This is a genomic window from Enterococcus hulanensis (assembly GCF_005405485.1).
GTDB lineage: Bacteria > Bacillota > Bacilli > Lactobacillales > Enterococcaceae > Enterococcus_A > Enterococcus_A hulanensis.
Genome location: NZ_BJED01000015.1, coordinates 32,630 through 47,615, shown reverse-complemented (window position 1 = coordinate 47,615; position 14,986 = coordinate 32,630). Strand labels below are relative to the sequence as shown.

At 42.7% G+C, this 14,986-nt stretch carries 12 protein-coding genes; 8 read left to right on the top strand and 4 right to left on the bottom strand.

Annotated features, from left to right (window positions below):
- Positions 1-45 precede the first annotated feature (45 nt).
- A complete protein-coding gene (locus tag FFR60_RS15885; protein ID WP_088933842.1) occupies positions 46-630 on the bottom strand; it encodes a flavin reductase family protein in 585 nt (194 codons plus the stop codon).
- A 131-nt stretch (positions 631-761) separates the two neighbouring features.
- Here FFR60_RS15885 and FFR60_RS15880 point away from each other — a divergent pair, with 131 nt between their 5' ends.
- Complete coding sequence (locus FFR60_RS15880) at positions 762-1,106, top strand: winged helix-turn-helix transcriptional regulator (RefSeq protein WP_088933843.1); 345 nt, start codon at positions 762-764, stop codon at positions 1,104-1,106.
- A gap of 143 nt (positions 1,107-1,249) precedes the next feature.
- A complete protein-coding gene (locus FFR60_RS15875; protein ID WP_137664884.1) occupies positions 1,250-2,275 on the top strand; it encodes an LLM class flavin-dependent oxidoreductase in 1,026 nt (341 codons plus the stop codon).
- 47 nt (positions 2,276-2,322) lie between these two features.
- Here the strand turns inward: FFR60_RS15875 and FFR60_RS15870 are convergent, their stop codons facing one another.
- Positions 2,323-5,190 (bottom strand): LysM peptidoglycan-binding domain-containing protein, encoded by a 2,868-nt coding sequence (locus FFR60_RS15870; protein WP_137664883.1) that lies wholly within the window; start codon positions 5,188-5,190, stop codon positions 2,323-2,325.
- A 251-nt stretch (positions 5,191-5,441) separates the two neighbouring features.
- Between FFR60_RS15870 and FFR60_RS15865 the strand changes: the two genes are divergently transcribed.
- A complete protein-coding gene (locus FFR60_RS15865) occupies positions 5,442-6,284 on the top strand; it encodes an aldo/keto reductase (protein WP_137664882.1) in 843 nt (280 codons plus the stop codon).
- Positions 6,285-6,338: 54 nt separating this feature from the next.
- Here FFR60_RS15865 and FFR60_RS15860 read toward each other — a convergent pair whose 3' ends face one another.
- Entirely contained in the window at positions 6,339-7,307 is a 969-nt protein-coding gene (locus FFR60_RS15860; RefSeq protein WP_137664881.1) for a helix-turn-helix domain-containing protein, read from the bottom strand.
- Between the two features lie 80 nt (positions 7,308-7,387).
- Positions 7,388-8,518 (bottom strand): CapA family protein, encoded by a 1,131-nt coding sequence (locus tag FFR60_RS15855; protein ID WP_371853594.1) that lies wholly within the window; start codon positions 8,516-8,518, stop codon positions 7,388-7,390.
- A gap of 383 nt (positions 8,519-8,901) precedes the next feature.
- Between FFR60_RS15855 and FFR60_RS15850 the strand changes: the two genes are divergently transcribed.
- From FFR60_RS15850 to FFR60_RS15830, 5 genes are all read left to right on the top strand, one after another.
- Positions 8,902-9,294 carry a YbaN family protein gene (locus FFR60_RS15850; protein WP_088933850.1) on the top strand — a complete coding sequence of 131 codons (393 nt, stop codon included), beginning with the start codon at positions 8,902-8,904 and terminating at the stop codon, positions 9,292-9,294.
- Positions 9,287-11,014 (top strand): ABC transporter ATP-binding protein/permease, encoded by a 1,728-nt coding sequence (locus FFR60_RS15845; RefSeq protein WP_137664879.1) that lies wholly within the window; start codon positions 9,287-9,289, stop codon positions 11,012-11,014. Before FFR60_RS15850 ends, FFR60_RS15845 begins: the two co-directional genes overlap by 8 nt.
- Positions 11,004-12,653 carry an amino acid ABC transporter ATP-binding/permease protein gene (locus tag FFR60_RS15840; RefSeq protein WP_137664878.1) on the top strand — a complete coding sequence of 550 codons (1,650 nt, stop codon included), beginning with the start codon at positions 11,004-11,006 and terminating at the stop codon, positions 12,651-12,653. Before FFR60_RS15845 ends, FFR60_RS15840 begins: the two co-directional genes overlap by 11 nt.
- A gap of 315 nt (positions 12,654-12,968) precedes the next feature.
- Entirely contained in the window at positions 12,969-14,102 is a 1,134-nt protein-coding gene (gene wecB / locus FFR60_RS15835) for a non-hydrolyzing UDP-N-acetylglucosamine 2-epimerase (protein WP_137664877.1), read from the top strand.
- Between the two features lie 13 nt (positions 14,103-14,115).
- Entirely contained in the window at positions 14,116-14,982 is an 867-nt protein-coding gene (locus FFR60_RS15830; protein WP_137664876.1) for a GGDEF domain-containing protein, read from the top strand.
- Positions 14,983-14,986: the final 4 nt, after the last annotated feature.

Genomic DNA, 14,986 nt, shown 5'->3' with positions numbered 1-14,986 from the left:
ACAAATTATGGTACTGAACGGCTTCTTTATTATGGATTTAAGTGACTACCCTTTCTTCGCATCCCGCGCCATTTTCGCACCGCTTTTCCATCCTTGACCAACTTTTTCGCCAATCGCATAATAGCCATTTTGGAATTGATCAAAAGCAAATGCATTGAGTTTCGTTGGATCGATTTTTCCTTTTTTATCCAAAACTTCTTCATCGGCTAGAACGTTGAGCACCTCGCCGATTACTCGATAGCCGAACTCATCGTCTTGAATATTTACTACTTTGCACTCCAAAGTGACAGGAAATTCTTCTACCACTGGCGCATCTACTTTGTCGCTCTTTATCGCATGCAAGCCGCTGCGCTCGAATTTATCTGGTATCTTATTTCCAGTAGCGATTCCAAAAAAATCGGCTTCTTTCAGATGCGGAATATCCGCAATACTAAGAGTGAACGCGCCTCTTTGCCGAATATTCTCAGCTGTTTTATGCGTTTTCGTGATATTCAGTGCCACCAGATTCTTGGCACACATACCGCCCCAAGCCATATTCATCACATTCACCACATCATCCTCGCCATAAGTGGCGATCATCAAAACAGGCATCGGAAACAGATACGGGTGCACACCAAGTTCCTTTTTCATACAATATTCCTCCTTCTAAACTTACCCTAGACAGATCGTTAACTATATTGTTATGGTATTAACAAACCAAACAATAATCCAGTACCGATATTTTTGTAAGTAACTTACCTAAAAGAAAGCGTGGGATAAATATGGAAGATAAACGTATCTGCGATGCTAATTTTGAAGAGACAGGCTTTAGCTATACCATGTCGCTGATCGAAGGAAAATATAAGATGACGATTCTATACTGCTTGGAAGAATTTTCGATCGTTCGTTTCAATGAGCTTCAGCGCTACCTCAACTGTATCTCGGATAAAACATTGAGCCAAAAGTTAAAAGAACTACAAGCCGATGGATTGATCCATAAAGAAATCTATCCCCAAATTCCGCCAAAGGTCGAATACTCACTTACCGAACGCGGGAAATCTCTGATGGGTGTGCTGGATCAAATGTGTATTTGGGGCGAGAATAATCGAATCGATGAAAACATTTAAGAAAATGTTCTAAATTTTTTTACCCCACGGGCTCTTTCAATTCAGCGAGAACAAATCCTCGCTTTGAAAAAAAGAAAGTAGTATACTCTGTTTAACTTATTAATAGTAAGTAAAATAGAGTGGTTTTTGGGGAGGTTATCTACGTGAAAAAAATTGGCTTTTTGAGCTTCGGACATTGGATGGATCAGGGCTCACTTGTAAAAACAGCCGCAGATTCTTATTTGCAATCCATTGAATTAGCCGTTGAAGCGGAAAAGATCGGGATCGACGGCGCATACTATCGTGTGCATCATTTTGCGGATCAGATTGGTTCGCCATTCCCATTACTTTCAGCAATCGGAGCTAAAACCAGCAAGATTGAGATCGGTACCGGCTTGATCGACATGCGTTATGAAAATCCATATATGATGGCGGAAAATGCCGGACTAACAGATATTATCACTCAAGGCAGAGTGCAATTAGGTGTGGGCCGTGGTTCACCTGAACAAGTCCTTGATGGTTGGAAATACTTCGGCTACGACTACAGCGAAGAAGAAATCAAAGATGTGACGCGCGAACGGACATTGGAATTTTTGAAACTGATCGAAGGGGGACGCTTCGCTGAACAGAATCCACAGCCTATGTTCCCGCAAGCACCAGGAAAATTAAGACTTGAACCTTATTCAGAAGGATTACGTCAACGAATCTGGTGGGGTGCTGGCTCGACACAAACAGCAGTTTGGGCAGCGCAACACGGAATGAACTTGCAGTCATCGACATTGGTGAACTACGAAACCAATGAACCTTTCCATGTGCAGCAGGCCAAACAATTACGGGCATATAAAGAAGCATGGAAGGAAGCTGGTCATGACTTCGAGCCGCGAACATTAGTTACACGCTCGATCCAACCAATCACGACCGACTTGGATCGTCAACTATTCGGCCATCAAGGCGACGATGCCAACTACGATCAAGTTGGATTCCTTGCTTATCACCAAAATCCAACGATCTTCGGCAAGACCTTCGCAGGTGAACCCGACAAGATCGTTAAGGACTTGGCGGAAGATGAAGCGATCAAGGAAGCCGATACTGTACTGGTGACGATCCCAAATACATTGGGTGTCGAATACAATATTCATTTACTTGAGAGCATCGTGAAAGATATTGCTCCTGACTTGGGCTGGAGATAGATCGCAAAAAAGAGCGCGTCTGAAAAAATCAGACGCGCTCCTTTTAATTATTTTACGATTGAAACAGGTCCTGTACACACTGTAGTAGCGACTTTATAGTAATCGTCGGCATCAATGATAAATACGGCAAGTGCCATATCTGAAAAACCTGATTGGATGATATTGATATAGTGTCCGCCGTTTGTGTAATCACCGAGTCTTCCGGCCTCCCGTTCATTTTCAATATATTGCTCGAACATCTGCTGAGCAATCAATTGAGCAAGAATACTCGAATCTCCCTTCACATCCGATTTTCTAACGTAGGTATGGGAAATATTTTCAGTCCAAAAGCCCATTTTCTCTGATCCTTTTTCACGAGCAATCACATAGGTTCCATCGCTGGCGTTATTTGTCGGACGATTATGAGAAAAATTATACATGACTTCAACTGCTCGCTCGGCGACTTCCCGGTACGCTGCGTCATCCTTCGTGTTGCTTACCTTAGTTTCACCGTACTTTTCTTGTTCCTCCTGAACCAGCTTTTCAAAATGCTTCGCTACTTCTTTTGAAAATTCGACATTCACCAATTTATCCGCTTGTTCAACCGTGACTTTAGTATTGCTATTTGCTACGTGGTCTTGGATTGCTTGAATTTCAGCATCATTCGCTGATTTAATAGCTTCAATGATTGGATCTGTTAGTTTCTTGTATGTGATAGTCGTCGTATAGGTAGTGACCGTATCACCATTAGCTAATTCTTCTATCGTTTTGACAGGTTGGGATTCGGAAACCTTTTCGTAACCTGTCAGATCACTCAATTCTTTCCCTGTCTCATCGACATTTTTTGTTACGTACTTATTGATATTTTGGATTTTGTGGTAGATCACGGTGGTCGTATAGGTAGTGATCGTATCGCCATTAGCCAATTCCTCTACACTTTTCACCGGCTCTGATTCCTTGATTTTGAAATAGCCTGCTAAATTACCTAGAACATTACCGGCTTCATCTACGTTTATAATCACTTCTTTTTCTGTGTTTACTATTTTGTGGTATGTCACTGTGATCGTGTACGTAGTGACCGTGTCGCCATTGGCTAATTCTTCTACACTTTTCACTGGCTCGGATTCTTTGATTTTGAAATAGCCTGCTAAATTGTTCAGAACATTGCCCGCTTCATCTACGTTAATGATTACTTCTTTTTCTGTATTTACTATCTTGCGATATGTCTCCGTGGTCGTGTACGTAGTGACCGTGTCGCCATTAGCTAGCGTCTCAACAGACTTCACTGGTTGAGATGCAGTGACCTTCACATATCCAGCAGTGTCAGTTATTGTGTTTCCTTCCTCGTCTACCATAATCGTTACAAATTTGTCTACGTTGACAGGAATATGCGGCAAATTATTCTCGACTTCTTCTGCCGCATCACTTGCTTTACCGATATGATTTTCGGTATCGGCTGCTGAGTCGCCAGCTTCTTGCCCTTTTGTTTCAACAGTATTCGCCTCAGTGATTACTCCTTCGATAATCTGATCCAAGAGAGCGATGCGGTCGTTAAGGGTTTGGATTTTATTCGATAAATCATTGATCTGTTGGTCTAAAGCAGTGATACGACTATCGTACTGTGCTAACTCTGCTTGAATTTTTTTGGCTTCTTCACTAATTGCGGCGATCGATGGGTTCGGAAAATCCGCCAATACTTGCTGGGCGGCAGCTAGTGTATTTTGCGCTTGGGCAATAGCTGTTTCAATCGATGCTTTTTCAGCAACAGCAGAATTAAATGCTGTCTCCGCTGCATTATACGTAGCTTGCGCATTATCAACAGCTTGTTGAGCCGCAGCTAACTGCGCCCCGTACGTATTTAACTCGCCTTGTGCTGCGGCAAGTTGTTGAGTCAATTGCTCCAACTGCGCTTGGATATTCGTGTCATCTCCCGCTTGGCCTTGCAAAGCAGAAATCTGCGCACTGACATCATTCACACGTTGTTGAGCATTTGCTTGATTGAGGCTTGCTGCATTAATGGTCGTTTGAGCAGTCGATAAAGCGGTTTGAGCGGCTTGTTGAGCGGCTTGAGCTTCAGTGACTTTTTGCTCGACTCCTATTAATTGCGTGGTGAGTCCATCATAATTGGCTTGTGCCTCTGCCACCTTAACTGCTGCCGCTGCTTGTTTTGCTTCGAGCTCGCGATAGGTTTTGTCGTTTTCTTTATTTAACGCCTCCGTTAATCTTTGCTCCGCTGCCTGTTTTAGCCGTTCAGCTTCCTGCCGTTCTTTTTCGGCTGCTTGTTTTTCCTTAGCCGCCTGTTGTCTTTCTGCTTCTGCCGCCTGTTTTTCTTTTTCGGCCTGTGCTTTATCGAGCGGTTTTACCGTTTGGTTAGTCGGCTCGTTAGCTGCAGCCGCTTGTCCAGATTTGCCCGCGTTAGAAGTTTTCTTATCTGCTGTATTTGTTTGCGGTTTTTGTGCTTTCTCTGACTGAGTTGGATTCAAGGTTTGGTTGGCAAAAGGTTTCGCTGGATCAATCTTATCTTTCTCAGTAAGTTTCCTCTCACCGATAACGCTTCCATTTTCATCTATTACAGTAAGCTTAGTGCCGTCGAATTTGATCGTCGTTCCAACAGGGATCGTATACTGACTGCCTTCTTCAAATCCATTCAGCTCCATCAAGGTCTGCCATTTTACATTTACTGCTAAGCCGATATTGTAAAACGTATCCCCAGATTCAAAGGTATAAGAATTTTGCCCATCTTTCAGCTTTGCTTTGATTGTCTCTACCGAATTGGCTTGCCAAACACTCGCCTGTGTTTTTTCAGGGGCGGAGATGAGTATGCAGCCTAATAGCAGGATAGTTAGCAGCACACCGGTCCTCCACACTCTGTACAACTTTGCGCGATACTTCTGCTCTACATGGTCACGTAAATGATTTACTCTTATTTTTTCCATCGCACTGCTCCATTCTTTTTTGATAATTTACCCATATTTATTATATCTTTCGTTATTTTTCAATTCTATAGCTGCGGGTGAAATAGATATTTCTAAAAAAACTTAAAAAATTCACTTTTTGAATTATCGCTAAAAAAGAACAGCGCTGAATTTAGGTAGTCATCTATACTCGCCCAAACAAAATTGTTACGTTATTCAGTAACCCGCGTTATACTAATACATGTAACTACTATATTAGGAGGTATTTCTTAATGGAACAGTTGAAACTAAACAATGGTCAGTTGATCCCTCAATTAGGGCTGGGCGTTTTTAAGGTGCAAGATTCAGATGATCTAAAAAGCGCAGTAGCAGCTGCCTTGAAAAGCGGCTATCGTCACTTTGACACTGCAACGATTTATAAAAATGAAGCTTGGCTTGGTGAAGCACTTGCCGAAAGCGACGTGAAACGTGAAGACCTATTCATTACTTCAAAAGTATGGAACAGCAACACGACCTATGATGAAACAATCGCGGCTTTCCACGAATCATTGAAGCTGCTGCAAACTGATTACTTAGACCTATACTTGATTCACTGGCCTAGCGAAGGCTATAACGAAAAATGGCGTGCGATGGAAAGTTTGTATAACGACGGCTTGATCAAATCTATCGGGGTTTCAAACTTTGAAAAACCTCATATGGAAAAATTATTGACCACCGCAAAAATCAAACCAACTGTTGACCAGATCGAAACGCATCCTTACTTCCAACAAAAAGAACTCCATGAATACTTGAAGAGCTTGGGTATTGCTCACGAAGCTTGGGGTCCGCTTGGACAAGGTAAAGGAAATGTGATGGAAGACCCAACTTTAGCGAAGATCGCCGAAGCTCATAATAAGAGTATCGCTCAAGTCATCCTGCGTTGGCATTTACAGCGTGATATCATCGTAATTCCAAAATCGGTTCACGCAGAACGAATCGCACAAAACATCGATGTTTTTGACTTCACGTTAACCGATGAAGAAATGAAACTGATCACTTCTATCGACAAGAACCAACGTGGTTCTGGCGATCCTAACGATGAAGAGTTCTTAAAAGGAACATTGAGCAGAAAATAAACTACGACCTATTCAAAGAAGCTAGCCTGAACAATCAGGCTAGCTTCTTTTGCTTTAGTTTTTAATTACCGGCCGCACATACTTCCAAAAGCGTTCGGGATCATGATAAAAGTAAATGACCCGACCGGGCGTAGTATCGTAAGTATACTCTGTATCGGAAAAGTCAAAGTTTGCCATCGCTTGCTCTACTTTTTCTTCAACACTGCGATTCTCCTGCTCATAATCAAAAGGCCCATGTTCAAAGACAAGGTACTCAGCTTCCGGAACATCCATCAGCAGCATTTGCTCCGGCACTTCGCCTTGATAATCTGTTGGCAAGCGGACTCCGTAGCATTCCGACCGCAAAAAGCCCCAATCACAAAGTCGTCCTGCCGGATCACTGATGTAAGCCATCGCTTGTCCGCTGCTGCTATCGTTTTGACTGCCGCCCTCATCATCTAATTTCCCCTTGATACTATCCAATAAACCGCTGATCGTATCGCAATCTTGTCCCGGAATTTGACCTTGCTTCTGCCAAAAATCCCAATAGCCGTTGCTCTCATTATTTTTGATGTGTAAAAACTTGTGGGCCGGAATCGTAACAAAATAAGTTTTGATCTCTTTCGTTGATTTCACCATACCAATCTCTCCTAATCCTAAAAAGTAGCGGTCAAAAGAGGTGATTTTTGTGCGAAGTACGACTGGCTTCGGCTGTTTGCGATATTCGCTGGGCGCAATTCCGTACATTTTCTTGAATGCGCGAGTAAAAGCTTCATGTGAGGAAAAGCCATAATCAAAAGCAATATCTAAAAAGCTTTTCTCGTTGTCGCGGACTTCCTTTAAAGCAAAGGCCAATTTTCGTTGACGCAAATAATCACGAAAGGGCATGCCAGAGATCTCTTTGAATTTTCGCGTCATATAAAATTCGGAATAGCCCTGCTTGCGAGAAAGACGGCGCAAGGTCAGCGCCTCATCATTATAATTTTTGATACAGCGATCAATCTCATCGACAATCTGTTGAATCTGTTTTTGCCAATCATACATAGTTTTCACCCCGTTTCGACTACCCTGAATTTATTATAGGAAGTAAAGAGGTCTGGCGCTTGATTTGACTTGTCATCTTTTTAATAAACGATTTTTACTTTGTCGTTCATAATCTGTTTTGTCCGCTCGATAAAATAGCCGCGGGACAAATCCTGCCCTTGATTGACATGGATCATATGCTGATTCGCCAGTTCGTCCGTATAATCCTTCAATGCGTACGTTTTATATGTTTGATAATTATCGCCGATATACGTGATCGTCGGCCAAAACTCGACCTGTTCAAATTTGACAGCTTTCTTTTCTTTGTCATAATCGATCGTCCAGCGTCCCATACCGCCTAACATCCGATCGTTTTCTGCCTGTGAGGAAATAAAGTTCCCCAAAGAATACATCACGAGTGTTTGGTTGCCGGACTTGCCTGTCAGATAATCCATTGGTTGGATGACGTGGGGATGCCCGCCGACGATCACATCCACTCCAGCATCACTCAAAAGCTGGGCCAGCTGTGTCTGATTTTCATTCGGGACAAATTGATATTCTTCGCCCCAATGCATACTGACGATTTGAACATCGCTCTGCTTGTTTAATTCCTGCATATCTTGTTTTATCTGTTCTTCATCGATCAGGTTGACCAAATAATCTTTGCCTTCAGGCAGCGGAATCCCGTTTAAGCCGAAGGTATAGGACATCAAACCGACCTTGACTCCTTTGATATTTTTGACATGGAGGCGCTGGGCTTCTGGTGACTTTTGCGAACCAGTCACCGTAATATCAGGATACTTCTCCAAATACTCCAGCTGCTTAACGATCCCTTCTTCTCCTTTATCCATAGTATGATTACTAGCCGCAGACAGCCAATTGTAGCCGGCATTATGCAAGGAATCTAATACTTGAGTCGGCCCATTGAAGGTGGGATAACCCGATAGGCCTAATTCCTCTCCCCCGCAGATTGTTTCCAGATTAATATAGGAAAGATCCCGATCCTTATTTAAGTATTGCGTCGGTTCATACATCTCATCAAATCGATAAGTTCCATCCGGCTGTCTCAAATGATCGTAAATAAAATCATGGATCAAATTATCTCCGACTGCTGAAAAATTCAGCTTTACTGGTGACGTACTTTTCGCTTCTGATGTCTTTGAAGTAGATTCTTTCGTATCCTTTTCCGGCTCATTACTGCTGCACCCGCTGAGTAACAAAAGCATGATCATTCCTACTTTAAAAAAATTCTTCACAATCTAACCCCTTTTCGCTATCTTCGCAACAAACGAGTGGCCTTTACATCGTTACAAATTTCTTCTATACAAAATATCTTACGTTAATTAACCGGAGATAGGAATAGTTATTTTAATTCCTTTTTTTAATAAATTTATTGAAAAAAAGATCATAAAAAAATGTTTCGCTGCTTGCTCTTCTTACTATTTTATAAATAGTCGTGGGTCATTCTGCGATTGATTGCCTGTTACTCAAAGGAATCATAATTTTTTTCTTTTAAGGATAAAAGAATTCGCTAAAGAGATTGATAATCATTTTCATTTAGCATAAGATAGGCTGGTAAGCTCTTACTTTTATTTCATTAATGGAGGTCACACTTGTGAAAAAAATCTTATATTTTTCTCTTGGTGCAGTCACCTTTGCACTAGGAACGCTGGGAATTTTTCTTCCCTTTTTACCGACAACGGTATTTTATTTACTGACAGCCTTCTTTTGGCTGCGGAGTTCTGATAAATATTACAATAAATTCATCCAGTCTTCCTTCTATAAGCGAGCCGTGGAGGAACCGATCGTCAAAAAGAAAATTACCAACGCGGGGATGGTGCGGATGTTTTTGATGATTCTCGTAGTCTTTTTGATTCCCGGACTTTTGGTGGATAATACGCCGATGCGGATTTGTCTGGTGGTCGTATACATTGCGCATGTGATCGGTTTGACGTGGTATCTGCGCGGAAAAAAAGCTTCTGTAAAGGCGGGCGAACCGAATGATTGATCGGCGCTTATTTGCGATTGCTAAAAAGAAGACTCTGATCCTGCAAGTAGCGATCCGCTGTATCAGCCTTGGTTTGTCCTTGTATATTTGGCGGACATTAGCTCTTCAATTGAGTGAAACGCTTCAAGGAAGCCCACTTAAGTTGAACTTTTTCGGTGTGATCCTGTTGGCGCTTATCGGAAAATTGGTCCTCATTCGTTTATCAGCAAATCTGACGGATCAAGCCTCGGCAGAATTACGAGTCGCGTTGCGAACAAAGGTGATGGAAAAAGCCTTTCGTTTAGGAAACACCTCCCGCCAATTACCAGCGACGACCTTGGCCCAGCTTTCTGGTGATGGAATTGAACAGCTGGAAATGTATTACGCGCATTTTTTACCGCAGCTTTTTTATTGTCTGCTGGCTGCTTTGATTTTATTTGCTTACCTAGTTTCTCTTGCGTGGCTGCCAGCCGTAGCCATGTTGCTTTGTGTGCCCTTCATTCCTATTACGATCATGCTGGTGATGAAGATCGCCAAGCGAATCTTAAGCAAGTATTGGGATCAATACACGAGTCTCGGGACTCGCTTCCACGAAAGTCTAAGTGCACTAAGTGTCTTAAAGGCTTACGATCAAGACAAAGCCAAGCAGCAAGAATTGGCGGCTGATGCCCAAAAATTCCGCAAAGCGACCATGAGCCTGCTGTCGATGCAGCTGAACTCGATTACAATTATGGATATTTTTTCTTATAGCGGCGCGGCATTAGGGATCGGTTTGGCACTGATTGCTTTTCAACAACAGCAATTAACGGTTTATGGGGTACTGATTTTTATCTTAGTGGGCGCGGAGTTTTTCTTGCCGATGCGTCAGCTGGGATCGCTTTTCCATGTAGCAATGAATGGGATCAGCTCCTGCGGCAAGATTTTTGATTATCTGGCATTACCGGAAAAATCAGAGGGCTCCATCACAGCTTGGCAGGAATCACTCAACTCGATCACTGTAGACAAGCTGGATTTCACTTATGAAAATCAGCAAGCCCCAGCGCTCCAAGCTATTTCACTAAACCTGAAAAAAGGCAGCTTTACCGCTTTTGTCGGCAAATCCGGCTCAGGCAAAAGCACCTTCGCTCAGCTATTGTTAAATCAATTGGACGACTATCAAGGCAGGATTCAGTGGAATCAAACCGAGTTAAGGGCATTAAGCAGCTCAGCAGTATTGAACAAAGGAATCTTAGTGAATACGAAGGATTTTCTTTACGCTGAAAGTATTCGCGACAACCTGCTGCTGGCAAATCCGCAATTAACAGATGATGAACTTTGGCACTTATTGGATCAAGTAAAATTATCTGACTTCGTGCGACAATTACCCAAACAACTAAATACTGTCTTAGAAGAAAACGGCAAAAACCTTTCTGGCGGACAGCGACAACGACTGATCTTAGCTCGTGCTCTGGCGGCCTCTGCAGAACTATATATTTTCGACGAGATCACTTCAGGCGTTGATATCGAAAGTGAAGAGATTATTTTGGAAACACTCAAGGCATTAGCAAAACAGGCGATCGTAATTTTTGTTTCCCATCGTTTATACAATGTGCTGGCTGCCGATCAGATTTATGTCTTTAAGGATGGAAGGATCGTTGAAGCAGGGATGCCGCAAGAATTGGAACAAACTTCGGACTATTTCAACGCCTACTTTACAGAAGAAAATCGGCAAATGAGAGGAGCGATCGCTCATGAAGGATAGTACGTTGATTTTCTGGCTGCTTTCTTTTACCAAACCCTTTAAAGGAAAAATGTCGCTGGCGATCCTGTTGGGGATCATCAGCAATCTAGCGGTCGTGGCAATTCCTGTGATCAGCACTCTTACCTTGCTTCGTTTGATCGCTGGTGATGCGGTGAATCTTTCGGTGATTCTAGCAGTATTGATTGGCTGCGGAATTTTACGCGGCGTTGCCCGCTATTTGGAGCAATATCAAAACCACGACATCGCTTTTTCCTTATTGGCGCATATTCGCGAAGAAATCTTCGCGGCTTTAAGAAAAATCGGCCCGGCTCGTTTGACCGGCAAAAACAGCGGCGAACTAATCACATCGATCTCAACCGATGTGGAGGCGTTGGAGGTCTTTTTCGCTCACACGATCTCCCCTGTTTTTATCGCTTTAGGCACAACACTTGTGACGTTTATTTTTCTGGCACGCTATGATCTAAGTTTAGCCTTGGTATTGCTCGCTGGACAGCTTTTAATTGGAGGAATCATTCCCTTCATTAGTTACCGCAAAAATTTGCAAATCGGTGATGACTACAAAAAGGCCTTTGTGCAGGTTAATCAAACCATCATGGAAAATGCCAATAGTCTAAAAGACATTGCTCAATTTCATTTGGAAAAGACGCGCTTGGAGAAATTGAAGGCTGACAGCAACATCTTGAATCACGAGAATCGACGCCGGATCTTCCAAGGTAATTCGCTCCAGCTATTAAGTGAGTTGGTGGTGATCGGAACAACCCTCTGTGTCTTTTATTTTGGTAGCAGTCGGGGGCTTTCGATGGACACGATCGTGATTTCCGTAGTTCTTAGTTTAAGCTCCTTTGGTCCGGTTTTGGCATTAGGCAATTTAGGGAATGCGCTGTTGACGACCTTCTCCAGCGGACGTCGCTTATATCAGCTGGTCCACGAAGAGCCTTTCGTAGAATTTGAAGAAAGCACCGAGTCACTAGCAACAGTCGAAAACCTCCAGGCAGAAAATCTGTCTTTCCATTATCCAGCTACTGATAAGGCTGTCTTGGAGAACATCTCGTTTGAATTAAATAAGGGACAAAGCATCGGAATCAGCGGCGAAAGCGGCAGCGGAAAAAGTACCTTGCTGAAGCTTTTGATGCGCTATTGGGACCCTGACAGCGGGAAATTAACGATCAATGGGCTTCCACTTTCTTCATTAAAAGAAGAGTCGCTTCATCAATTAGAGGGTGTCATGGAGCAATCAACCTTTTTATTTGAAGACACGATTGCTAACAATATTTCTTTAAAGCGAACCGACGTCTCACAAGCAGCGATCGAAGAAGCGGCTAAAGCCGCGGCGCTTCACGACTGGATTCTCTCATTGCCCGAAGGCTACGAGACACAGCTCAGCAAGCTTTCCCGCAGTATCTCCGATGGCGAACGCCAGCGCATTGGGTTGGCTCGCCTCTTGGTTTACGCTGCACCGCTGATTTTGCTGGACGAGCCTACCAGCAATCTTGATTACGTAAATGAACAAGCCATCCTCGCTTCCTTTAAAGAGAAATTGCAGGATAAAACCATGATCCTCGTTTCCCACCGCGACAGCACCCTAAAGATTGCGGAGAAACAATTACACTTAGAAAATGGACAACTGAAAAATAAATAAGACCGTGAGAATCTCGCTCGATAAAGCTGAGATTCTCACGGTTTTTTTGTATCAGCTGCTTTTCCTTAAAGATGAAACTCCGCTGCTCTGCTTATTGTTTTTTTCTCATATTTGATAATTATTATATTTCTATAATCTATGAGAATAACAAGGCTTTTTATAAGACAAAATAACGAACGTTCCCTATACTAACTAGTGCACATAATTTAAAGATAAGTGATAATTAATTTCTTGCAAATTAATTATCGTCTTTTATTTTTCTATTAAATACAGTTGATTTATTCATAAAAAAATGAAATTTTGTGGGGGTTCATTATGAGAAAAAAAGTATTTTTAGTATTTGGAACGCGACCGGAAGCCATCAAGATGGCACCACTGGCTAAGAAACTAGCGGCGGATGATCGCTTTGAGAGCAAGGTAGTGGTTACTGGTCAGCATCGAGAAATGCTCGATCAAGTCTTGCAGGCCTTTTCGATCGTTCCCGACTATGATTTGAATATCATGCACCAGGGTCAGACCTTGAGCGAGATTACTAGCCGTGTTCTTGAAAAATTAACCACTATTTTGTTAAAGGAGCGGCCGGATATTTTATTGGTTCACGGAGATACTACTACAACTTTTTCGGCTGCTTTAGCCGCTTTTTATCAACAGATCCCGATTGGCCATGTCGAAGCTGGTCTGCGGACGTGGGACAAGTATTCCCCCTTTCCCGAAGAGATGAATCGACAATTAGCAGATGATCTGACCGATCTTTATTTTGCTCCAACGATGAAGAGCAAAGAAAATCTAGTCAAGGAAAGTCATTCGGAAAAATATCTATACGTTACAGGAAATACAGCGATCGATGCAATGGAAAACACCATCGACAAAAACTATACGATTCCCTCCGCCGTTTCCAAGGGTCGAAAGAGAATCGTTTTGGTCACTATGCATCGGCGGGAAAATTTAGGTGAACCGATGCAGGCTGTATTTAACGCAATCAAAAAAGCGGCGATTGATTATCCAGATACACAATTCATTTTTCCAATGCACAAAAATCCAGCGGTGCGAAAAGTTGCCCAAGAGACGTTAGGCAGCTTAGAAAATATTTCCTTGATCGAACCTTTAGACGTGATTGATTTTCACAACTATGCCAAACAAAGCTATTTGATCTTAACCGATTCCGGCGGGGTTCAAGAAGAAGCGCCGTCCTTGGGTGTTCCGGTATTAGTTCTACGGGATCAAACAGAACGGCCGGAAGGTGTCGCAGCAGGTACCTTGCGCTTGGTTGGAACCGGCTCCGAGACTGTTTACGCAACCATCAAAGAATTATTCGAGGATTCGGCTGCTTATGAAAAAATGGCAAAGGCCAGCAATCCCTATGGTGATGGAAAAGCCAGTGAACGAATTACAGAAGCGATCGCCCATTATTTTCAATTAGCGGAACGCCCAAAAGACTTCAGCCTTTAAGGAGAACAATACTATGAAATATATACGACGAATTCGAATCGAGTGGATGATGATCTTGGTAGCCGCCGTCTTTCTCGTTCAAAATTTGATTTTAGATGATCGCTTTGGTTTTGTGCCGGTGTTGAGTATTTCTCTTCTAGCCTTTTTTGGATTACTCGTAGGTTTTTTAGGAAATACGATCACGGTCGCGGTCTTTTCTATGTTAGTGATGACGACGGGAACCTTTCTTCTATATTACACGCCTATCATTATGCCGAGACTGGAAAAAATTTACTTGATCATCGTGATCCCGATCTTTGCTGTGTTGGGACTTATTGCGAAAAATAGCGTGCTGTTCAATCGGCGCTTAAACACTTTTCAGCCACGAATGCACCGATACTTGACAACCTTGGACGAAACGACCGGATTATATAATAAAGAAGAATTCGAGGCACGCTTTGAGAAATTTAAATGTGCCATGAATTTATATGTCAAATCTGGCCGGGGACTTATCGTATCCTTTTACATGGTCGATTACATCGAGCAATTGAGGTATCAAAATGCCCAAGCGACGGATCAATTGCTGCAGGCGTTATCACAAGAACTGAGTGATATTCGGTTGCCGGAAGAAGACCAGTTTTATTTAGGCGATGGAACCTTTGTCGTCATGTCTCCTGTCTATCAATCAGGCGACAGTCTGACCTTCATTCAAGAATTGAACCGAATAACCAAAACACAATTCTCGCTTTTTCCGTTTAAGAATTTTGAGCGTTCGCAAAACACCGTCATCCGTTTCGGCGAAATTACAATTGAAGGCTCTACGGAATTAACCGCAGAGCAAGTGATCAGTCGGGTAAGACGACGCTCCGAAGCCGATTTGACCGATGAATACATTTTATAAGGAG